This is a genomic window from Dermacoccus sp. PAMC28757 (assembly GCF_014302635.1).
Lineage (GTDB): Bacteria > Actinomycetota > Actinomycetes > Actinomycetales > Dermatophilaceae > Dermacoccus > Dermacoccus abyssi.
This window is the reverse complement of sequence record NZ_CP060292.1, coordinates 2776321-2797164: the sequence shown is the minus strand read 5'-3', so window position 1 is coordinate 2797164 and position 20844 is coordinate 2776321. Positions and strand designations below refer to the sequence as shown.

Below are 20844 nucleotides of genomic sequence, written 5' to 3'. Positions count from 1 at the left end.
TCTTCAGAACCGCCTTACGTGGATGATGTGAACGTTTTCGGCGTCCGGTCCGAGCCGGACGAAGTTGTGCTCGCCCCAGTGCCAGGTGGCATCGCTGAGGAGGTCGTGGGCCACGAAGCCCTCGTCGCCGCGCAGGCCGAGCGCTCCCATGTCGAGGTGCACCCAGGTCTCACGCGTGGCGTGCGGGTCGGTGTTGGCCACGACGAGGATCGTGTCCTCGCTGCCGTCGGTCAGCACACGGCGCTTGGAGAAGACAAGGAAGTTCTCGTCGTCGACGCCGTGCCAGCGCAGGTTACGCAGGTGTTCGAGGGCCGGGTGCGCGCGGCGGATCTCGTTGATCCGGCGCAGGTACCAGTCGATCGACTGACCTTCCTTGGGCCCGCCTGGCAGGTAGTCGTCCCACCCGCGGTTCTTGAACTGGTACTTCTCGTTGTCGATCTGCTCTTGGGCACCCGGCCGGGCGACGCTTTCCATGAGCTCGTAGCCGGCGTAGATGCCGTAGGTGGGCACGAGCGTCGCGGCGAGAGCGGCGCGCAGCTTCCACGCTGCCGGGCCGCCGAATTGCATGTACGGCGTGAGGATGTCGTGCGTCGTCGGCCAGAAGCTCGGACGCATGTAACTCGCGGTATCGCCGATGAGCTCGTCGAGGTACTCGCGGATCTCCCACGGCTGGTGGCGCCACGCGTAGTACGTGTAGCTCTGCTGGAAGCCGATGCGCCCGAGGTTGTGCATCATGGCGGGCTTCGTGAACGCCTCGGCGAGCCAGATGACGTCCGGGTGGTTCTTCGCGACGTCGGCGATGAGCCACTGCCAGAACTCGACAGGCTTCGTGTGCGGGTTGTCGACCCGGAAGATCTTGATGCCGTGGTCGATCCACACCTGCATGACGCGGCGCATCTCGGCGTAGATGCCGGCCGGGTCGTTGTCGAAGTTCAGGGGGTAGATGTCCTGGTACTTCTTCGGCGGGTTCTCGGCGTAGGCGATCGTGCCGTCGCTACGCGTCGTGAACCACTCGGGGTGCTCGGTGACCCACGGGTGGTCAGGCGCGCACTGCAGCGCGATGTCGAGCGCGACCTCCAGGCCGAGCTCCTCGGCGCGGGCGACGAAGGCGTCGAGATCGTCGAAGGTGCCCAGCGACGGCTCGATGGCGTCGTGGCCACCGTCCTTGCTGCCGATGGCGTACGGCGAACCCGGATCCTCGGGGCCGGCCGTCAGCGAGTTGTTCGGACCCTTGCGGTTGATCGCGCCGATCGGGTGGATCGGCGTGAGGTAGACGACGTCGAAGCCCATGTCGGCGACGGCCGGAAGGCGCTCGGCGGCCGTACGCAGCGTTCCGGAGACCCACTTGCCCGTGGCCTCGTCGAAGTAGGCGCCCTCGGAGCGCGGGAAGAACTCGTACCACGCGCCGGACAGGGCGAGCTTGCGCTCCACCAGCCACGGGTAGTCGGGGCTGGGAGAGACGAAGTCACGCAGCGGCAGGCGCTCCATGACCTCCTTGACGCTGAGCGACGTGCCCGCGGCGAGGCGCTCGTCCTGCGGCAGGCTCGTGTCGCGCATCGTGGCGGCCGCGTGCTCGAGCACGCGGGCATCGTCGTCCGGGTGGTCGTTCGTGGCGAGCGAGCGGTCGAGAACGCGGGCGCCCTCCTCGAACATCACCTCGACGTCGATGCCGGCGGGCACCTTGATCGTGGCGTCGTGCTCCCACGTGCCGTACGGGTCGCTCCAGCCCTCCACACGGAAGTGCCACACCCCCTCGTGGTCGGCTTCGGCCTCGGCGGTCCACAGGTCGAGGCCCGGGTTGACGCAGGTCATGGTGACGATGCGCTCGGCGCCGTGCGGCGAGACCATGACGAGGGAGGCGTTGACGGCGTCGTGACCTTCACGGAAGACGGTTGCGCGCACGGTGAACGGCTCGTCGACGACCGACTTGGTCGGCAGGTTGCCGCCGTCGACGATCGGCATGACGTCGGTGACCGGGATGCGGCCAATGCCTCGCACTCCACCGACCTCGACGTGCGCGGTGGTGGGGGCGTTCGCGGCCGGTTCGGGGCGGTGCTCGGCGGTGTCGGGCGTGTACCGGCCGGTTTCCGGCTCGGCGCTCGCCGGGTTGGCGGCGAGGTCGACGTCGTCGCGCGTGGCGGCGTTCGACGCGCCAGTGGTGTCGGGGGTCGGTTTCGGCATGGGCGATCGGCCCGGCTGAGAAACAGTCACGTGCGTCACGCTACCCAATACCACTGACAACCGCTTCTCGCGCGAGTGGCGGCGAGACGGCCAGCCGCGTGAGACCGGCCTCACACGGGCATTCGCGGAGCTTGCGCCCGGTTCGCGGGCCGAGATGAGGCCCGCCTACGATGACGGGGTGTTCGTCCCCCTGACTGTCGTCGTCCTCGGCGCCACCACACTGCTCGCGCTGCTCGCCGCAGTCGCGACGGTTCGCGGGCGTCCCATCGACAACCCGATCTTCTATCTCATGATCGCGGTCGAGGTGCTGCTCGTGTTGCAGCTCGTCGTCGGCATCGCGACGTCGGGTTCGGCCGATCCGCGGATGAACACCGGAATCTTCATCGCCTACCTCGTCGGGCTGCTCATCGTCCTGCCCGTCGCAGGATTCTGGGCCATCGCCGAGCGGGAATCGCGCTGGGGGACGGCGGTGCTGCTGCTCGCCGCTGTCGGCCTGGGCATCATGGTCGGCCGCATTCTGCAGCTGTGGAACGGTCACCCGTGACACCGAGCGACAACGACCCCGCACCGAACGAGACGAAGGACGCGCGCGACGTGACCAGCCGGAACACCCGAACGGTGAACTCGGGACCGGGACGAATGCTCGTGGCCGTGTACGGCCTGTTCGCGCTCGCCGCGACGGGGCGCTCGATCATGCAGTTGTCCCAGAGCTTCTCGAAAGCGCCGGCCGCCTACCTCCTCTCGGCGCTCGCGGCGATCGTCTACATCGTCGCGACAGTGGCCCTGGCACGCGGTGACCGGACGTCGGTGCGTCTCGCCCGGGCGACGATCGGTTTCGAACTCGCCGGTGTCCTGATCGTCGGGCTGTGGAGTGTGCTCCAGCCCGACGCGTTCCACGACAAGACCGTGTGGTCGCACTTCGGCCAGGGTTACGGGTTCGTGCCCCTTCTGTTGCCGATCATCGGTCTGCTCTGGCTGCGCCGGAGCGCGCCGACCCGCTGACCTGACGTCCGGCGCTCGTCTCAATCGAGTCGCGAGGGCTCGCCAGTCCGCGGCCGAGCGGTCAGCTCGTCGGAGTGAGGACCAGCATCGTCGGCCCGTTCACCGGCCTGGCAGAACCAGCTGGGATCGTCTCGGGTGCGAGCTGGGCGGGGTCGGGCACACTCGAATCCCACAGCACCTCCCACGCGTTCGCTCCCGCCGATTCGGGCAGGGTGACCTCGTCCCCCGGCCCGTTGTGCAGCACCAGTAGGAGCGACTCCTCGTGCTCGCGTGAGCCGTCGAAGTGGGCCTGCACCGTGTGGACACTCGGGTCGTTCCACTCGTCCGCCGTGAGCGTGCGGCCGTGCGCTCCGAACCACCGCAGGTCCGCCACGTCACTGGCATCGCTCGCGCCGGGGAAGAACGTCGTGTGTCGCAGGACGGAGAAGCGTTCGCGCAGGCTTGTGAGATGACAGGTCGTTGCCACGAGCTGACGCTGGTCGGCATCGTGATCCCAGGAGAGCCAACTGGTTTCGTTGTCCTGGCAGTACGCATTGTTGTTACCGCCCTGGGTGCGGGCGAACTCGTCGCCGGCCGTCATCATCGGGACGCCGGCCGACAGCAACAGAGTGCCGAGCAGGTTGCGCACCGTCCGCAGGCGCGCAGCCCGTATCGACGGGTCGTCGCTCTGGCCCTCGACGCCGTGGTTCCACGAACGGTTGTCGCTCGTGCCGTCGTGGTTGTGCTCGCCGTTGGCCTCGTTGTGCTTCGAGTCGTACGCCGTGAGGTCGGCCATCGGGAAGCCGTCGTGTGCCGTGACGTAGTTGATCCCGGCCTGCGGGCGGCGTAGCGGGCCGGCGAACAGGTCGCGTGATCCGGCGAGGCGCGTCGCGAGATCGGCGATGCCGTGGCCGGGTTGCCCGGCGCCGGCGCGCGCCACGTCCCCGAGCCAGAAGTCACGCACCGTGTTGCGGAACCGGTCGTTCCACTCGCTGAAGCCGGGGGGGAACTGGCCGGTCCGCCAACCGTTCGGGCCGATGTCCCAGGGCTCCGCGACGAGTTTGACCTGTGAAAGGACGGGGTCGGTGCGCATCGCCACGAGCAGTGCGGCGTTCGGATCGAAGTCGTCACCGGGCCCGCGGCCGAGCGTCACGGCGAGGTCGAAGCGAAAGCCGTCGACGTGGTAGGTCGTCACCCAGTGGCGCAGCGAGTCGAGCACGAGCCGCATCGCGGCCGGGTGTCGGACGTCGACGCTGTTGCCGCAGCCGGTGACGTCGATGTCGCGCCCGTGCTCGTCGAGGCGGTAGTACGCACGGTTGTCGAGGCCGCGCAGTGAGAACGTGGCGCCCTCGTGCCCGCCCTGCTCGGCGGTGTGGTTGTAGACGACGTCGAGGATCACCTCGAGACCCGCGGCGTGTAGGGCCTTGACCATGTCCTTGAACTCGCGAGTCACGGCCTGGGGATCGGTTGCTGACGCGTACGCCGCGTGCGGGGCGAGAAAGCCCAGCGTGTTGTAGCCCCAGTAGTTCGTCAGGCCGAGCTTCACGAGGTGCGGTTCGTCCGTGAACGCGTGCACGGGCAACAACTCCACGGACGTGACGCCGAGCGAGCGCAGGTGTGCGACCGAGGCGGGGTGAGCCAAACCGGCGTAGGTGCCACGCAGGTGCTCGGGCACCGCGGGGTTCAGGCGTGAGAACCCGGCCACGTGTGTTTCGTAGAAGACCGTGTCGGCCATCGGCACGCGTGGGCCGGACGCGTCGTCACCCCAGTCATAGGTCTCGTCGACGACGACCGAGCGCGGCACGTAGGGCGCCGAATCCCGTTCGTCGCGCACGGCGTCATCGCCGTGGAATTCGTCGTCCACGACGTGGCCGAAGACCTCGGGGCGCCACGTGACCTCACCGTCGACCGCCTGCGCATAGGGGTCGAGCAACAGCTTGGCCTCGTTGTGGCGATAGCCCTGATCGGGGGCCCAGCGACCGCGAACGCGGTAGCCGTAGCGGGTGCCCAAGCCCGCGTCGTCGCGGAAGGTCGCCCACTGGCCTCCGCCGACGTCGCTCATCGCGTGACGCGTCTCGTTCTCGCCGTCGAAGAGACACAGCCAGACCCGCTCGGCGTGGCCTGCGTAGACGCAAAATGTGACGCCGCCGCGCTCGAGTGTGACGCCGGGCTTGGGGGGACGAGCGAAGACTCGTGGCGGGGCAGTCATGCGAACAAGGATAAGAGTGGGTAGGTTTGCCGTATGACTGATCCCACAGCGCTTCCGAACTTCGGCCAGCCCACCCCCGCAGCCGGTGGTGACGGCGCGTCCGCATCCCTCACCGACAAGGTCGTCGGTGTGCTGAACGGCTTCGGCTTCAACCCGCAGATCGACTCCGACGGCGACGTCATGTACACGGTCGAGGACCAAAACCTCTTCGTGCGCGTCATGGAGGGCGAGATCGACCTCGTCCGCCTCTTCGGCCAGTGGCAGATCACGGACGACATCACGTCCGACCTCGCCAAGCGCCTCAACGCGGCCAACGACGTCACGCTCAGCCTCAACATCGTCAAGGTCGGCATCGCCCGCGACATGGTCGTTGTCTCCGGTGAGCACCTCGTCACGCCGGACCTCGACCTGCAGATGGTTCTTCCCTCGACGACGCAGATGATCCTGCAGGCCACCCAGCTGTGGCACCAGAGCGTCAACTCCGACGGCCCGCACGCGGCCGAGGGTGGCGTGCCCGCGTTCGCGCAGACGGACGGCGAGCAGCCCACGCCGGAGGCCTGATCGCATGAGCGAGTACGGCCAGTGGATCAAGGTCACGATCGAGGACGGCATCGCCACGATCCGCCTCGACCGACCGAAGATGAACCCGATCGATGCTGACGTCCAGGAGAGCCTGGGGCGCGCCGCGGCCGACATCGGTGCCGACGAGAGCGTGCGCGCCGCGATCATCACCGGCGGCGACAAGGTCTTCGCAGCCGGCGCCGACATTAAGGAGATGCAGGCGTTCGACTACGTCGACATGGTCGAGCGCGCGCACCTCATCCAGGACGCCTACCGCGCCCTGGCGGAACTGCCGATCCCGACGATCGCCGCCATCGAGGGGTACGCCCTCGGCGGCGGCTGCGAACTGGCCATGACGTGCGACTTCCGCGTTGCCTCCAAGGAGGCCACGCTCGGCCAGCCCGAGATCCTCCTCGGCCTCATCCCGGGTGCCGGCGGTACGCAGCGCCTCGTCCGGCTCGTCGGGCAGTCCAAGGCGAAGGACCTCGTCTTCAGCGGCCGCTTCGTCAAGGCAGACGAGGCCCTCGAGATCGGCCTCGTGGACGAGCTCGTCGACGCCGGCACGGCGTACGAGGCGGCCCTCGAGCGTGCTCGTACCTACGCGAAGATGCCGCGGATCGCGCTGCGCTTCGCGAAGGAACTGATCAACCGCAGCGCCGACGTCGACCTCGCCACAGGCCTGGCCACGGAGTCGCAGCTCTTCGCCGGTCTCTTCGCCACGAAGGACCGCGAAATCGGTATGGCGTCGTTCGTCGAGCACGGGCCGGGCAAGGCCCGCTTCGAGGGTCGCTGACGGCGATGATCAAGCAATGGAAGGTCGAGCGTGAGTGGCAGGAGCCTTTTCTCGAGGCCCTGCGCGCTCGCGGCGCCTCCCCGCAGGCCTGCGACGCCGCGCTCGGCGAGGTGGACGAGGCCTGCATCCGTGAGAACGCCACGGCGAAGGAGCTCTTCGGAGACCCGGTCGCCTACGGAAAGGAAATCCCTGTGTCCGAGCCCATGACGGCACGCGAGGCGGGCCTTTCCCGCACCCGAGCGCTGCTGCTGGCGATCGCCGGCCTCGTCGGCATGTTCTTCGCTCTGCTCGGCTGGACCGGCATGGTGACCGACGCGACGAAGGTCTGGGGCGCGAACCCCACGATCTGGTTCGTTCTCGGCCTCATCATCGCGGTTGCCGCGGCGGTCGGTGACACCGTTCTCGGGCGTCACGCTGACTTCACACAGGGCCGGGCCGACGCGGGCTCGACTCTGCTCAACCGGCTCCTGCCGTGGATCATCGTCGCGCTCACCCTCGTCGGCATGCTCGTCGTGAAGCTGACGCACGGCTGAGGCCACAGGTCTCAGTCACCAAAATCACCTCAACCCAGGACTCGACGATCACGTTACTGATGGGTAACGTGTCGCGAGACGGACCAAGCTCCTACGAAAAGGACGGTAGACGCATGAACATCGTCGTCTGTGTCAAGCACGTTCCCGACGCTCAGGGCGAGCGCGGGTTCTCCGATGACAACACCACCGACCGCGAGAACGTCGACGGTCTCCTCTCGGAGCTCGACGAGTACGCGGTCGAAGCTGCGCTGAAGATCACGGAGGCCGAGGGCGGCGAGGTCACCGCGCTCACCGTCGGCCCGGCCGATGCCGTGGACGCCGTGAAGAAGGCTCTGCAGATGGGCGCCGACAAGGCCGTCCACGTCAGCGACGACGCCATCGCCGGCTCCGACGCCCTCGCGACGTCACTCATCCTCGCCGAGGCCATCAAGAAGGTCGGTCAGCCCGACATCGTCCTGTTCGGTCTGGCCTCCACCGACGGTGGCATGAGCGTTGTTCCGGCCATGGTCGCCGAGCGCCTCGGCCTGCCGCAGGTCACGCAGGTCTCCACCCTCGAGGTCGCCGACGGCAACGTCACCGGTCGCCGTGACTCGGACGTCGCCTCCGAGACGCTCGTCGCCTCGATCCCGGCCGTCGTCTCGGTCACCGACCAGATCAACGAGCCGCGCTACCCGTCCTTCAAGGGCATCATGGCCGCGAAGAAGAAGCCGGTCGAGGAGATGAGCCTCGGCGACCTCGGTGTCGACGCCGGCCAGGTCGGTCTCGACAACGCCTCGACGAAGGTGCTCGACACGACCAAGCGCCCGCCGCGTGAGCAGGGCGAGGTCATCACCGACGAGGGCGACGGCGGCAAGAAGCTCGTCGAGTTCCTCGCCGGTCAGAAGCTCATCTGATCATCGACCCCACTGACTTAGGAGAAACACACCATGGCTGAAGTTCTCGTCCTGGTCGACCACGTCGATGGCCAGGTCCGCAAGGTGACCGCCGAACTGCTGACGCTCGCTCGTCGCATCGGCACGCCGTCCGCCGTCTTCGTCGGCTCGAACGTCGACGCCGCTCGTCCGCGTCTGGCCCAGTTCGGCGCCGAGAAGGTCTACGTCGTCGACAACGGTGACCTCGACGGTCACCCGGCTCCGCTCGCCGAGGCGCTCGCCGCCGTCGTCGAGCAGGCCTCGCCGTCCGCGATCCTCCTGCCCTCCTCGGGCACGAACAACGAGGCCGCCGCGCGCCTCGCCGTCAAGACCAACTCCGGTCTGACGACGGATGCCGCGAACGTCGAGGCCGGCGACGGTGACGCCCCGGTCACGACGCAGTCGGTCTTCGCCGGTTCCTGGACCCTGAAGTCGCAGGCCACGACGGGCCTGTCGATCATCACGGTGAAGCCAAACTCGACGCCGCCGCAGGCCTCGCAGGCCCAGGCCGCGCCGGTCACGGTCGACGTCTCGGTCTCCGACGCCGCCAAGGGCGCCAAGATCACCGAGCGCAAGGAGAAGGAGAAGTCGGGTCGCCCCGAGCTCACCGAGGCTCCGATCGTCGTCTCCGGTGGTCGCGGTACGAACGGTGACTTCTCGCCGGTCGAGGCGCTCGCCGACGTTCTCGGTGCTGCCGTCGGTGCCTCCCGCGCCGCCGTCGACGCCGGCTGGTACCCGCACACGAACCAGGTCGGTCAGACCGGTAAGCAGGTCTCGCCGCAGCTGTACGTCGCGGCGGGTATCTCCGGTGCCATCCAGCACCGCGCCGGTATGCAGACGTCGAAGACGATCGTCGCCATCAACAAGGACGAGGAGGCGCCGATCTTCGAGCTCGTCGACTTCGGCGTCGTCGGCGACCTGTTCAACGTGCTCCCGCAGGCCACGGACGCGGTCAAGGAAGCCAAGAACTGATCGTCTGATCGTTCTCACCGAGAGCGCCCGGTCCCCCTCGAAAGGGATCCGGGCGCTCTCGCGTGATTGGGCCCATTTGCGCCGAGGCCTAAACTTGTACGGTGCCGAACCGCGTCTACCTCGACCATGCCGCCACCTCGCCGATCTACGCCGAGGTCATCGAAGCGATGGCGAAGCAGATGGCCGTCGTGGGCAACGCCTCGAGCCTGCACACGAGTGGCCGCAACGCCCGCAGCGTCGTCGAGGAATCGCGGGAGCGCATCGCAGCTGCCCTCGGAGCTCGTCCGTCCGAGGTGATCTTCACCTCCGGTGGCACCGAGGGCGACAACCTCGCGATCAAGGGCACCTACCGCGCCACGCGCCGCATCGACGCCGCCCGTGACCGACTCATTGTGAGCGGCATCGAACACCATGCCGTGCTCGACGCTGTCGAGGCACTCGTCGCGACCGAGGACGCCCGCGTCACGTGGGTGGAGCCCGACGCTGACGGGGTCGTCACAGCGCATGCCGTCCGCACGGCGCTCGAAGCCGACGGGGGAGCGGGCACGGTCGCCCTCGTCAGCGTCATGTGGGCGAACAACGAGGTCGGCACGGTGCAGCCCATCGCCGAGATCGGCGCCGTCTGTGCGAAGTTCGGCATCCCGTTCCACACCGACGCGGTGCAGGCCGTGGGTCACCTCGGCGTCGACTTCGGCGCCTCCGGTGCCACGATGCTCGCCCTGAGCGGTCACAAGGTCGGCGGTCCCCAGGGCGTCGGCGCGCTACTCCTGGCGCGCGACGCACGGCTCGATCCGTTGACGCACGGCGGCGGGCAGGAGCGTCAGGTGCGCAGCGGCACCCTGGACGTCGCAGGCATCCTCGGCCTCGCTGAGGCCGTCGAGAAGTCCTGCGCCACGCGTGAGGGTGAGGCCGCGCGCCTCGCGAAGCTGCGTGATCGACTCGTCGAGGGTGCGCTCGCACTCGACCTCGGCGTCTCGGTGAGCGGCTTCTACGAGGCGGGCGACGTGGAGCGTCGTCTGCCGGGCAACGCCCACTTGCGCGTGCCCGGCTGCGACGGCGACTCGATGCTCTACCTCCTCGACGCGGCGGGCGTCGAGTGCTCCACCGGTTCGGCCTGCCAGGCCGGCGTGCCGCGCCCGAGCCACGTCCTGCTGGCCATGGGTATCCCCGAGGAGCAGGCTCGCGGGGCGCTGCGACTCACGCTCGGGCATACATCGACCGATGACGACGTTGACGCCTTCCTGCGGGAGCTGCCGGCGGTCGCCGAGCGCGCCCGCCGTGCCCAGGAAGCAACCCGGAAGGTGTCGTGATGCGCGTCGTCGCTGCAATGAGCGGGGGAGTCGACTCGGCCGTCGCCGCCTCGCGCATGCTCGAGGCCGGACACGAGGTCGTCGGCGTGCACCTCGCTCTCTCCCAGTCCGCCGCGACGCTCCGTGAGAGTGCGCGCGGCTGCTGCACGATCGAGGACGCCGGTGACGCGCGCCGCGTCGCCGACAAGCTCGGCATCCCGTTCTACGTGTGGGACATGGCCGAGCGGTTCAAGGCCGACGTCGTCGAGGACTTCGTCGCCGAGTACGAGGCGGGCCGCACCCCCAACCCGTGCCTGCGCTGCAACGAGAAGATCAAGTTCGCCGCCCTGCTCGACAAGGCTTTGGCTCTTGGCTTCGACGCCGTCGCGACGGGCCACTACGCGCAGATCGTCGAGGGTCCGAACGGTCGCGAACTGCACCGCGCCGTCGACATGGCGAAGGACCAGTCGTACGTGCTGGGTGTGCTCGACGCCGATCAGCTCGCGCACTCGTTCTTCCCGCTCGGTGACACGACGAAGCCGCAGATCCGCGAGGAGGCCGCCTCCAAGGGCTTCTACGTTGCCAACAAGCCGGACAGCCACGACATCTGCTTCATCGCCGACGGCGACACGCAGGGTTACCTCGCGAAGCGTCTCGGCAAGCAGCCCGGCGACATCGTCGACAGCGACGGCGAGGTGGTCGGCCGGCACGACGGTGCCTACGGCTTCACCGTCGGTCAGCGTCGTGGCCTCGGCCTCAAGGTGCCGCGTGAGGACCACGCCAAGCGGTACGTCGTCGATGTCCAGCCGAAGACGAACACGGTCGTGGTCGGCACGGCCGACCTGCTCGGCGTCGACGTCATCGAGGCCGAGCACGCGCGCTGGCCGGGCCCGCCGCCCAGCGGTGAGGTGCGTCTCGGAGCGCAGCTGCGCGCCCACGGCGAGGAGTTTCCCGCGTGGGTCAGCGCTGACGGGGAGCGCGTCACCGTCCGTCTCGACGAGCGCACCCGTGGTGTGGCTCCAGGACAGTCGGTCGTGCTCTACGAGGGCACGCGCGTCGTCGGGTCGGCCACGATCACGGCGACCTCCCGGGCACCTCGATGACGATGAGGGCGACGCAGGGCAGCGCGCGCGAGACGGTGGGGCCTCGCGCGAGCGGTGTCGGTTCGTTGCCCGAGATGGGTGCACGCGACGCGGTACGCGCAGTGCGTGATCTTCTCGTCGGCGACGTTCCCGACGGCACCGGCATCCCGTACGTGCCCGAGCAGTCCACCCGTGGGCCCGGCGCGGACATGATCGGGCGCGGCGCCGATCTGCTCGTCGAGATGTCCGCCGACCTCCAGCCGAGCGGGTGGCGACTGACGCCTCCCGGATCGTCGCGCAGCCGCGACCTGCGCCGCGCCGGGGGATACCTGGGCGAAGACCTCGACGAGGTGGCCGAGGCCTACGACGGTTACACCGGACCGCTCAAGACTCAGGTGGTCGGACCTTGGACGCTCGCCGCTTCGCTGTGGCTGCCGCGCGGTGACCGCGTTCTCAGCGACCACGGGGCGACCCGCGATCTCGGGCAGTCTCTGGCGGCGGGACTCGCTGCTCACCTCGAGCACGTTCGAACACTCGTGCCCGGTGCGTCGCCGATCGTCCAACTCGACGAACCGTCCCTTCCGGCCGTGCTGTCCGGCGGGCTCAAGACCCTTTCGGGCGTGGGGCGCCTTCGACGCATCGACGAAGGTGAAGCGCGTGATGTTCTCGGCCACGTCGTTGACACGGTGAAAGCAGCGGGCGCTCAGGTGGTCGTGCACTCGTGCGCGCCGGACGTACCGGTGTCGCTGCTGCACCGCCTCGGCGTCGACGGAGTGTCCCTCGACACGTCGTTGCTCACGGAGGCGGCCTTCGAGCCGCTGGGCGAGGCGATCGACTCCGGTCTGACGCTCTGGGCCGGGCTCGTTCCGACGTCGGCGGCCGAGCGCCACCCGCGCGCCCATGTCGAGGCCTTCGAGCGGATGTGGCGCCGCATTGGCTTCGGCGCGGGCGAGTACGACCGCATCGTCGTCACCCCTGCGTGCGGCCTCGCCGGCTTGGCGCCGAAGCAGGCCGTCACGGTGCAGCGCCTGGCCGTCGAGGCGGTCCAGATGCTCGCCGACACGTCCGACTGAGCATCACGCCCCGCCGTTCCGGCCCCTGTCGGTGACATGAGGCAGGATTGACCCGTGAGCGAGAAGACGACGAAACAGGCTCCCGACGCCCTGCGCAGTGAGGTGCCCGACGAGGTGCGTCGGCGCGCAGCCGAGCTGACCGAGCAGATCGACGCCCACCAGTTCGCGTACTACGTCAAGGACGCTCCGACCGTCAGCGACGGCGCCTACGACGCGCTCCTTCGTGAGCTGCAGCAGATCGAGGACGAACACCCCGAACTGCGTTCACCGCAGAGCCCGACCCAGCGTGTCGGGGGCACCTACTCCACGGAGTTCACCCCCGTCGACCACGTCGAACGGATGCTCTCGCTCGACAACGCGTTCAGCCCCGAGGAACTGGCCGAGTGGGGTGAGCGCGTCGCCCGAGAGGCGAACACCACCTACCACTACCTGTGTGAACTCAAGATCGACGGCCTCGCCATCAACCTGCTCTACGAGAACGGCAAACTCGTGCGCGGCGTGACCCGCGGTGACGGACGCACCGGTGAGGACGTCACGCTCAACGTCCGCACGATCGACGGCATCCCGCACGAACTCACGGGTGACGACGTGCCGGCGCTCGTCGAGATCCGCGGTGAGGTGTTCTTCCCCGTCGCGGCATTCGAAAAGCTCAACGAGGGCCTCGTCGAGGAGGGGAAGTCGCCGTTCGCGAACCCGCGAAACGCGGCTGCCGGATCCCTGCGGCAGAAGGACCCGGCGAAGACGGCACGACGGCCGTTGCGGATGCTCGTGCACGGCATCGGCGCACGCACCGGTTTCGACATCACACGTCAGAGCGAGGCCTACGAACTGCTCGCCGCATGGGGTCTGCCGACGTCGCCCTACGCCAAGGTGCTCGACACGATGGAGCAGGTGCAGGAGTTCGTCGCGGCTTACGGTGGCGAGCAGCGTCACTCCGTCGAGCACGAGATCGACGGAGTCGTCGTCAAGGTCGACGAGGTCGCCGTGCAGCGTCAGCTGGGCAACACCTCGCGTGCGCCGCGCTGGGCCATCGCGTACAAGTACCCGCCCGAGGAGGTCAACACGAAACTCCTCGACATCGCCGTCAACGTCGGGCGCACCGGTCGCGTCACGCCGTTCGGCGTCATGGAGCCGGTCACCGTGGCGGGCTCGACCGTCGAGATGGCCACCCTCCACAACGCGTTCGAGGTGAAGCGCAAGGGGGTTCTCATCGGCGACACGGTCGTCCTGCGCAAGGCAGGGGACGTCATCCCCGAAATCGTCGGGCCGGTCGTCGAAGCGCGTACCGGTGACGAGCGTGAATTCGTCATGCCCACGCACTGCCCGTCGTGCGGCACGGAGCTCGCCTACGAGCGTGAGGGCAACAAGGACATCCGCTGTCCGAACGCGCGCACCTGCCCGTCGCAGTTGCGCGAGCGGCTCTTCTCCCTCGCCGGTCGCGGTGCGTTCGACATCGAGGCGCTCGGGTGGGAGGGCTCCATCGCGCTGCTCGAGTCGGGCGTGCTCACCGACGAGTCCACCCTCTTCGACCTCACCTACGACGACATTGCGCGGGTAGGCATCTACACGCGGGCCGCGAAGAAGAACGACCCCGAGGAGAAGGTGCGCGACGGGCGCGTCGTCTCCGCCACGGGGCTCAAGCTCCTCGACAACCTCGAGAAGGCGAAGGGCCAGCCGCTCTGGCGGGTCATCGTCGCCCTGTCGATCCGGCACGTCGGCCCGACGGCCGCCCGCGCACTGGCTACGCAGTTCGGCTCGATCGACGCCATCCGTGGGGCCGACGAGGAGGCGCTCGCAGCTACCGACGGCGTGGGCTCCGTCATCGCCCGCTCCGTGAAGGAATGGTTCGGCGTCGACTGGCACGAGAACATCGTCGCGTCGTGGGCGACGAGCGGCGTGCGCATGGAGGACGAGACCGACGCGTCGATCACGAAGACGCTCGACGGTCTCACCATCGTCGCCACCGGTTCCCTCGACGACTTCACGCGTGACGGCGTCAAGGAGGCCATCATCGCGCGCGGCGGCAAGGCCTCCGGAAGCGTGAGCAAGAAGACCGACTACGTCGTTCTCGGAGCCAACGCCGGCTCCAAGGCGACGAAGGCGGAGGAGTTGGGCCTGCGCATCCTCGACGAGGAGCAGTTCAAGATTCTGCTCGAGGGCGGTCCCGCAGCTCTGGGTGATGGCGTCGACGACACCGATGACGATGCGGACGCCGCCACCGCGCAGCCCATCGCCGACAACGACAACACGACCTACGAGAAGGACGACGCATGAGTGACGTGACGATCTACTGGCGCCCCGGCTGCGTGTTCTGCATGCGCCTGGAGAACGCCCTCGGCGCGAGCAGGAACAAGGCCACCTGGCGCAACATCTGGGAGGACGACGAGGCCCGCGAGTTCGTCGCCATGGTCAACGACGGCAACGAGGTCGTGCCCACCGTCGTCATCGACGGCCGCCCCCACACCAACCCCGACCCCGCGCTCGTGGCGCGTGCTCTCAAGGGCTGACGACCGCCCGGCTCGGCCCGCCGTCGGCGCCTGGCTTCACGAGCCGAACGCCCGGCGGCACCGGGCCGATTCCACGCACGACAACCACCTAGAATGAGGCTCATGTCTTCTCTCTCCCGTGACGAGGTCGCGCACGTCGCAGGCCTGGCGCGCATCCACCTGTCGGACGAGGAACTCGACACCTTCGCCGGGCAGCTCGACTCCATCGTCGGCTTCGTGGCCAGTGTCAACGAGGCCGCGGCCGACGACATCCCGCCCATGTCGCACCCGTTGCCCCTGACGAACGTGACGCGACCGGACGAGGTACGCCCGTCGCTCACCGCGGACGAGGCGCTGTCGGGCGCCCCCGCGAGCGAGCAGCAGCGCTTCTTGGTGCCGCGCATCCTCAGCGAAGACTGACACGACGAGCAAAGGTTCGATTTTGAGCGACATCATCCGCCTCAGCGCCGCCGACATGGCGGCCCGGCTCGCCGACGGTTCCGTCAGCGCCGTGGAGCTGACGCAGGCCCACCTCGACCGCATCGCTGCCGTCGACGGTGACGTGCACGCCTTCCTCCACGTCAACACCTCCGAGGCGCTCGCCGCGGCGAAGCAGGTCGACGAAGACCGCAGCGCGGGCAAGCCGGTGCACGCACTTGCCGGCGTGCCGGTGGCCGTCAAGGACGTCGTCACGACGAAGGGCCAGCCCACGACGGCCGGTTCGAAGATCCTCGAGGGCTGGGTGCCCCCGTACGACGCCACCCTCGTCACGCGCCTTCGTGCAGCGGGTATGCCGCTGCTCGGAAAGACGAACATGGACGAGTTCGCGATGGGCAGTTCCACCGAGCACAGCGCCTACGGCCCCACGCACAACCCGTGGGATCTCGAGCGCATCCCGGGTGGTTCCGGCGGTGGCTCCGCCGCGGCTGTCGCCGCCTTCGAGGCGCCGCTGGCCGTCGGTACCGACACCGGTGGTTCGATCCGTCAGCCCGCTTCGGTGACGGGCACCGTCGGCTCGAAGCCGACGTACGGCGGCATCAGCCGCTACGGCCTCATCGCGATGGCGAGCTCGCTCGACCAGGCGGGCCCGTGCACGCGCTCCGTCCTCGACACAGCGCTCTTCCACGAGGTCATGGCCGGTCACGACCCCATGGACTCCACCTCGATCGATGCTCCGGTGCCGCCGGTCGTCGACGCGGCCCGTCGCGGTGACGTCAAGGGCATGAAGATCGGCATCATCTCCCAGCTCGACGGCGAGGGGTACCAGCCTGGCGTCAAGGCCCGCTTCGACGAGGCCGTCGCCGCGCTCACCGACGCCGGCGCCGAGGTCGTCACCGTCTCCTGCCCGAGCTTCGAGCAGGCGCTCGCTGCCTACTACCTCGTCATGCCGTCGGAAGTCAGTTCGAACCTGGCCAAGTTCGACGCCATGCGCTATGGCCTGCGCGTCGCGCCTGAGGGGGTCGACGCACCCTCGGCCGAGCAGGTCATGGCCGCTTCGCGTGAGGCGGGCTTCGGCAACGAGGTCAAGCGCCGCATCATCCTGGGCACCTACGCCCTCTCGAGCGGCTACTACGACGCGTACTACGGGCAGGCGCAGAAGGTGCGCACGCTCATCGCGCGCGACTTCGCCCGTGCCTTCGAGTCGGCCGACGTGCTCGTCAGCCCCACGAGCCCCACCACCGCGTTCAAGCTGGGCGAGAAGCTCGAGGACCCGATGGCGATGTACCTCAACGACGTCGCCACCATCCCGGCAAACCTCGCCGGTCTGCCCGGTATGTCGCTGCCTGCGGGCCTCTCGGACGACGGCCTTCCGGTCGGCTTCCAGATTCTCGCCCCGGCAACGAAGGACGAGCGCATGTACGGCGTCGGTGCCGCGCTCGAGCGCGCACTCGAAGAGAAGTGGGGCGCACCACTCCTCGCGCAGGCACCGGCACTGAAGGAGAACAACTGATGGATGCCGTTGTCGACTACGACGAGGCGATTGCCACGTACGACCCCGTCATGGGTCTCGAGGTGCACGTCGAGCTGAACACCGAGACGAAGATGTTCTGCGGCTGTGCCACCGAGTTCGGCGCCGAGCCGAACACTCAGACCTGCCCGGTCTGCCTGGGCCTGCCCGGCGCACTGCCGGTGGTCAACGCGAAGGGCGTGGAGTCCGCCATCCGCATCGGCCTCGCGCTCAACTGCGAGATCGCCGAGTGGTGCCGCTTCGCCCGGAAGAACTACTTCTACCCGGACATGCCGAAGAACTTCCAGACCTCGCAGTACGACGAGCCCATCGCCTTCGAGGGTTACCTCGACGTCGAACTCGAGGACGGTACGCCGTGGCGTGTCGAGATCGAGCGTGCGCACATGGAGGAGGACACGGGTAAGTCGCTGCACGTCGGCGGTGCCACGGGTCGCATCCACGGCGCCGATCACTCGCTGCTCGACTACAACCGTGCCGGCATCCCGCTCATCGAGATCGTCACCAAGCCGCTCGTGGGTGCGGGGGAGCGCGCGCCCGAGATCGCGAAGGCCTACGTCGGTGCGCTGCGCGAACTGATGCGTGCGCTCGACGTGTCCGACGCCCGCATGGAGCAGGGCTCGATGCGTTGCGACGCGAACGTCTCGCTCATGCCGAAGGGCGCCGAGAAGTTCGGTACCCGCACGGAGACCAAGAACGTCAACTCGCTGCGCTCGGTCGAGCGAGCGGTGCGCTACGAGATCACGCGCCACGCGGCCGTCCTCAACGAGGGCGGATCGATCCTGCAGGAGACGCGTCACTGGCACGAGGACACCGGCGTCACGACGTCCGGTCGCCCGAAGTCGGACGCCGACGACTACCGCTACTTCCCGGAGCCCGATCTCGTGCCGGTCGCTCCGAGCCGTGAGCTCGTCGAGCAGCTGCGCGCCACACTGCCCGAGCCGCCCGCCGAGCGCCGCAAGCGTCTACAGGGCGAGTGGGGCTTCTCCGACCTCGAGATGCGCGACGTCTACAACGCGGGCGCGGTCGAGACGATCGAGGAGACCATCGCGGCGGGTGCGAGTGCCGCGGGCGCGCGCAAGTGGTGGACGGGCGAGATCGCCCGCCTGGCCAACAAGGCCGGTGAACCCTTTGTCGAGTTCGCTGCCCAGCGTCACGTCACGCCGAAGACGATCGCTGAGCTCGACGGGCTCGTGAAGTCCGGTCGTCTCAACGACTCGATGGCGCGTCAGACGCTCGAGGGCGTCCTCGCCGGCGAAGGTACTCCGACCGAGGTTGCGGACGCCCGCGGTCTCGAACTCGTGCAGGACGACGGTGCGCTGGAGGCCGCAGTGACGAAGGTCATCGAGGCCAACCCGGACGTCGCACAGAAGGTCCGCGACGGCAAGGTTCAGGCCGCTGGTGCGCTCATCGGTCAGGTGATGAAGGAGATGAAGGGCCAGGCCGACGCGGCCAAGGCGCGTTCCATCATCCTCGAACAGCTGGGCCAGGCCTGACGATGAACGAGGTGGGCCGCCGCAGCGCGCTGACGTTGGCCGGGGTCGGTCTGCTCGGCGTGGCCGGTTGTTCACGCAAACGTGACTTCGACGATGAAGCGAGCGACGTCGAAACGGCACAGGCGCCGACAACGACACCTGCTCCGACGGCGACTGCACCCAAGGGGGGCGGCAGCGTGCCCGTGTCGCTCGCGATCCCGTCCATCGGCTTCGACCGCAAGGTCACGGGTATGGGCCTGACCAAGAGCGGCGAGATCTCGCCGCCCCCGGGTGTGACGCAGTGGTACAACGCCACGGTCAGCCCAGGGCAGGTCGGCATCTCGGTCATCGCGGGGCACGTGACGTTCAACGGCCCCGACGTCTTCGCCAAACTGCCCGAGGTCAAAGTGGGGCAGCGCCTCACCGTCCGCTTTGCCGACACGTCGTCGCAGAAGTTCCAGGTCACCCGAGTCAAGTCGGTCGACAAGGAGGAACTGCGCCACGACCAGAGTGTGTGGGGCTCCTCGAAGACGCCGGTGCTCGCCCTCATCACCTGCGATTCGGCCTCCGAACTCGTCGGAGTGCACCACGTCAACAACTTCGTCGTGTGGACGAAACCTGTTAACTGACCGTTCCTTAAAATTACCCCCGGGTATTGCTGTGTGATCCCTGAATGTGCTCTAGCCTCGATGTGAGGCGGGGAGGGAGTCTCGGTCGTGTGGGTGTGAAGCCCCGACCAGGGCGTTCCGCCGATCGGGAAAATCACACGAGAGGGACGACACGATGAAGAAGTTCGCAGGCCTTGCTCTGGTCGGAGTCGGCGCCATGGTCGCCACGACCGCAGCCCCGTCGCAGGCGGCGTTCCGGACGAGCATCAGCGGCAACTTCCAGTACACGAACATGCAGTACTGGTGCGACAACGGCACCCCCAACTTCTCGTTCAGCTACCGCACGCTGAACAAGACCGAGGCCAAGGTCACGTTCACCGCGTCGGGCTACCGCCCGCTCGAGCGCACGAACGTCAGCCCCTACACCTCGGGTGGCTCGATCAAGTCGCTGACGCGCGTTCCGGGTCGCTCGATCACGGTCCACGCCGCCGGCTCGACCACGGGCTCGTCGTTCAACGTCTCGGGCAAGGTCCCCACGTCCTGCGCCGGTCTGCCGACGACGCAGCCCGTCATGAACTGGGCTTCGGCCGGTACGCCGACGGCTGAGCCCGTTCCGACGTCGACGTCGCCGTCCCCGACGAGCACGACGACGACCACGTCGCCGACCTCGACGACCACGTCGCCGATGCCGACCTCGTCGGCCCCGACCTCGACGGCCGGCCCGAAGGTCGAGACCGACCGCGTCGCACCGCAGTCGGACAACACGGCCGCTCTGGCCGCGGGTCTCGGTGCGTTCGCGATCGTCGCCGCCGGCGGCACGATCGCCGTTCGCCGCGGCCGTAAGTGACCCGCTGACACCGTCCCGAACCGGACGCTCGTGATGCCCCACCGGAGTTCGCTCCGGTGGGGCATCACGCGTCCCGCTCACCCGTAGGATGATCGCCATGAAGAACTCTCGGGGGAAGTTCCTCGCCTCGCTCGCCCTGGTCTGCGCTGTCGGCCTTTCCGGCTGTGGCGGCAGTGACGACTCGTCGTCCGAGCCCGTGGCGGCGTCGACCTCGTCCAGTGCGTCCAGTTCGTCGACGACGAGCGGGCCGTCTGCGAAAACGTCATCGTCATCGTCGTCCGGATCGCGTTCCGCCTCGAGTCCCGCATCGAAGAAGGCTGCTTCCACCTCGGCCGCTGCGCCGAAGGCTTCCGGCACGCAGACGCCGACCGGAAAGTCTGTCGGTGTGCCGCGAGCCGCGGCCGTTCGCATCTCCATTCCGAGCATCGGCCTCAACAACGCGATCACACCGGGAGGCCTCAACAACGGTGTGCTCAATCCGCCCGGGGGCGTCATCCAACAGTTCACGGGATACGGGCGCGTCAAGCCGGGCATGCCGGGCATCGCCGTGCTCGCCGGGCACGTGACGCTCAACGGTCCGGACATCTTCTACTCCCTGCACCGCACCCCCGTGGGCGGCAAGGTGACGATCAGCTACGCCGACGGCACCCACAAGGATTTCGTCGTCACGAACAAGGCGAGCGTCGGCAAGACGGCTCTGCAGAACGACATGCGCGTGTGGGGTGGGAGCTCGACTCCCGTGGTGGCCCTCGTGACCTGCGACGCCGACAGCCAGTGGGTCAACGCGCAACACCGGTCGAACAACTACGTCGTATGGGCGAAGCCCGTCTGATCGACGCGTCGGCCGACATCGGCGGTGTCGCGTTAGGGTTCCGGT

20 protein-coding genes are annotated in these 20844 nt (G+C 68.3%); 18 read left to right on the top strand and 2 right to left on the bottom strand.

Going from position 1 to position 20844, the window contains the following annotated elements; all coding sequences use genetic code 11:
• Nucleotides 1-3: 3 nt before the first annotated feature.
• The gene (locus H7F30_RS13255; RefSeq protein WP_187038065.1) at nt 4-2181 is read right to left on the bottom strand and encodes an alpha-1,4-glucan--maltose-1-phosphate maltosyltransferase; all 2178 of its coding nucleotides are present in this window, start codon (nt 2179-2181) and stop codon (nt 4-6) included.
• A 178-nt stretch (nt 2182-2359) separates the two neighbouring features.
• Between H7F30_RS13255 and H7F30_RS13250 the strand changes: the two genes are divergently transcribed.
• Both H7F30_RS13250 and H7F30_RS13245 read left to right on the top strand, forming a co-directional pair.
• Nucleotides 2360-2725 (top strand): hypothetical protein, encoded by a 366-nt coding sequence (locus H7F30_RS13250; RefSeq protein ID WP_129662772.1) that lies wholly within the window; start codon nt 2360-2362, stop codon nt 2723-2725.
• Nucleotides 2707-3183: a hypothetical protein gene (locus H7F30_RS13245; protein ID WP_370448503.1), complete on the top strand. Its 477-nt coding sequence runs from the start codon at nt 2707-2709 to the stop codon at nt 3181-3183. The genes H7F30_RS13250 and H7F30_RS13245 overlap by 19 nt, the downstream gene beginning before the upstream one ends.
• A gap of 61 nt (nt 3184-3244) precedes the next feature.
• Here the strand turns inward: H7F30_RS13245 and glgX are convergent, their stop codons facing one another.
• Nucleotides 3245-5371 (bottom strand): glycogen debranching protein GlgX, encoded by a 2127-nt coding sequence (glgX, locus tag H7F30_RS13240; RefSeq protein ID WP_187035647.1) that lies wholly within the window; start codon nt 5369-5371, stop codon nt 3245-3247.
• Nucleotides 5372-5404: 33 nt separating this feature from the next.
• Between glgX and H7F30_RS13235 the strand changes: the two genes are divergently transcribed.
• The 16 genes from H7F30_RS13235 (at nt 5405) to H7F30_RS13160 (ending at nt 20799) form a co-directional block, all read left to right on the top strand.
• A complete protein-coding gene (locus H7F30_RS13235; RefSeq protein ID WP_047311314.1) occupies nt 5405-5932 on the top strand; it encodes a hypothetical protein in 528 nt (175 codons plus the stop codon).
• Between the two features lie 4 nt (nt 5933-5936).
• A complete protein-coding gene (locus tag H7F30_RS13230; protein WP_187035646.1) occupies nt 5937-6725 on the top strand; it encodes an enoyl-CoA hydratase/isomerase family protein in 789 nt (262 codons plus the stop codon).
• Nucleotides 6726-6730: 5 nt separating this feature from the next.
• Entirely contained in the window at nt 6731-7258 is a 528-nt protein-coding gene (locus H7F30_RS13225) for a hypothetical protein (RefSeq protein ID WP_187035644.1), read from the top strand.
• Between the two features lie 113 nt (nt 7259-7371).
• Nucleotides 7372-8151 carry an electron transfer flavoprotein subunit beta/FixA family protein gene (locus H7F30_RS13220; protein WP_118914117.1) on the top strand — a complete coding sequence of 260 codons (780 nt, stop codon included), beginning with the start codon at nt 7372-7374 and terminating at the stop codon, nt 8149-8151.
• Nucleotides 8152-8184: 33 nt separating this feature from the next.
• Nucleotides 8185-9141, top strand: coding sequence for an electron transfer flavoprotein subunit alpha/FixB family protein (locus H7F30_RS13215; protein WP_187035642.1), 957 nt, complete (start codon nt 8185-8187; stop codon nt 9139-9141).
• A gap of 167 nt (nt 9142-9308) precedes the next feature.
• Nucleotides 9309-10451, top strand: coding sequence for a cysteine desulfurase family protein (locus H7F30_RS13210; RefSeq protein WP_370563199.1), 1143 nt, complete (start codon nt 9309-9311; stop codon nt 10449-10451).
• Nucleotides 10451-11533: a tRNA 2-thiouridine(34) synthase MnmA gene (gene mnmA, locus H7F30_RS13205; protein WP_047311319.1), complete on the top strand. Its 1083-nt coding sequence runs from the start codon at nt 10451-10453 to the stop codon at nt 11531-11533. Before H7F30_RS13210 ends, mnmA begins: the two co-directional genes overlap by 1 nt.
• 2 nt (nt 11534-11535) lie before the next feature.
• Nucleotides 11536-12585, top strand: a complete 1050-nt coding sequence (locus tag H7F30_RS13200) for a methionine synthase (RefSeq protein WP_187038062.1) — start codon at nt 11536-11538, stop codon at nt 12583-12585.
• Between the two features lie 54 nt (nt 12586-12639).
• Entirely contained in the window at nt 12640-14859 is a 2220-nt protein-coding gene (ligA, locus tag H7F30_RS13195; RefSeq protein WP_187035638.1) for an NAD-dependent DNA ligase LigA, read from the top strand.
• Nucleotides 14856-15092, top strand: a complete 237-nt coding sequence (locus H7F30_RS13190) for a glutaredoxin domain-containing protein (protein ID WP_047311322.1) — start codon at nt 14856-14858, stop codon at nt 15090-15092. The genes ligA and H7F30_RS13190 overlap by 4 nt, the downstream gene beginning before the upstream one ends.
• A gap of 102 nt (nt 15093-15194) precedes the next feature.
• On the top strand, nt 15195-15491 hold the full coding sequence (gatC, locus tag H7F30_RS13185) for an Asp-tRNA(Asn)/Glu-tRNA(Gln) amidotransferase subunit GatC (RefSeq protein ID WP_047311323.1): 297 nt from the start codon (nt 15195-15197) through the stop codon (nt 15489-15491).
• A 22-nt stretch (nt 15492-15513) separates the two neighbouring features.
• Nucleotides 15514-17022 carry an Asp-tRNA(Asn)/Glu-tRNA(Gln) amidotransferase subunit GatA gene (gatA, locus tag H7F30_RS13180; protein WP_187035636.1) on the top strand — a complete coding sequence of 503 codons (1509 nt, stop codon included), beginning with the start codon at nt 15514-15516 and terminating at the stop codon, nt 17020-17022.
• The gene (gatB, locus tag H7F30_RS13175) at nt 17022-18533 is read left to right on the top strand and encodes an Asp-tRNA(Asn)/Glu-tRNA(Gln) amidotransferase subunit GatB (protein WP_187035634.1); all 1512 of its coding nucleotides are present in this window, start codon (nt 17022-17024) and stop codon (nt 18531-18533) included. Before gatA ends, gatB begins: the two co-directional genes overlap by 1 nt.
• Before the next feature lie 2 nt (nt 18534-18535).
• A complete protein-coding gene (locus H7F30_RS13170; RefSeq protein ID WP_129662797.1) occupies nt 18536-19141 on the top strand; it encodes a class F sortase in 606 nt (201 codons plus the stop codon).
• Between the two features lie 154 nt (nt 19142-19295).
• Nucleotides 19296-19967 (top strand): hypothetical protein, encoded by a 672-nt coding sequence (locus H7F30_RS13165; RefSeq protein ID WP_187035632.1) that lies wholly within the window; start codon nt 19296-19298, stop codon nt 19965-19967.
• Nucleotides 19968-20064: 97 nt separating this feature from the next.
• Entirely contained in the window at nt 20065-20799 is a 735-nt protein-coding gene (locus tag H7F30_RS13160; RefSeq protein WP_187035631.1) for a class F sortase, read from the top strand.
• The last annotated feature ends 45 nt before the right edge of the window (nt 20800-20844 follow it).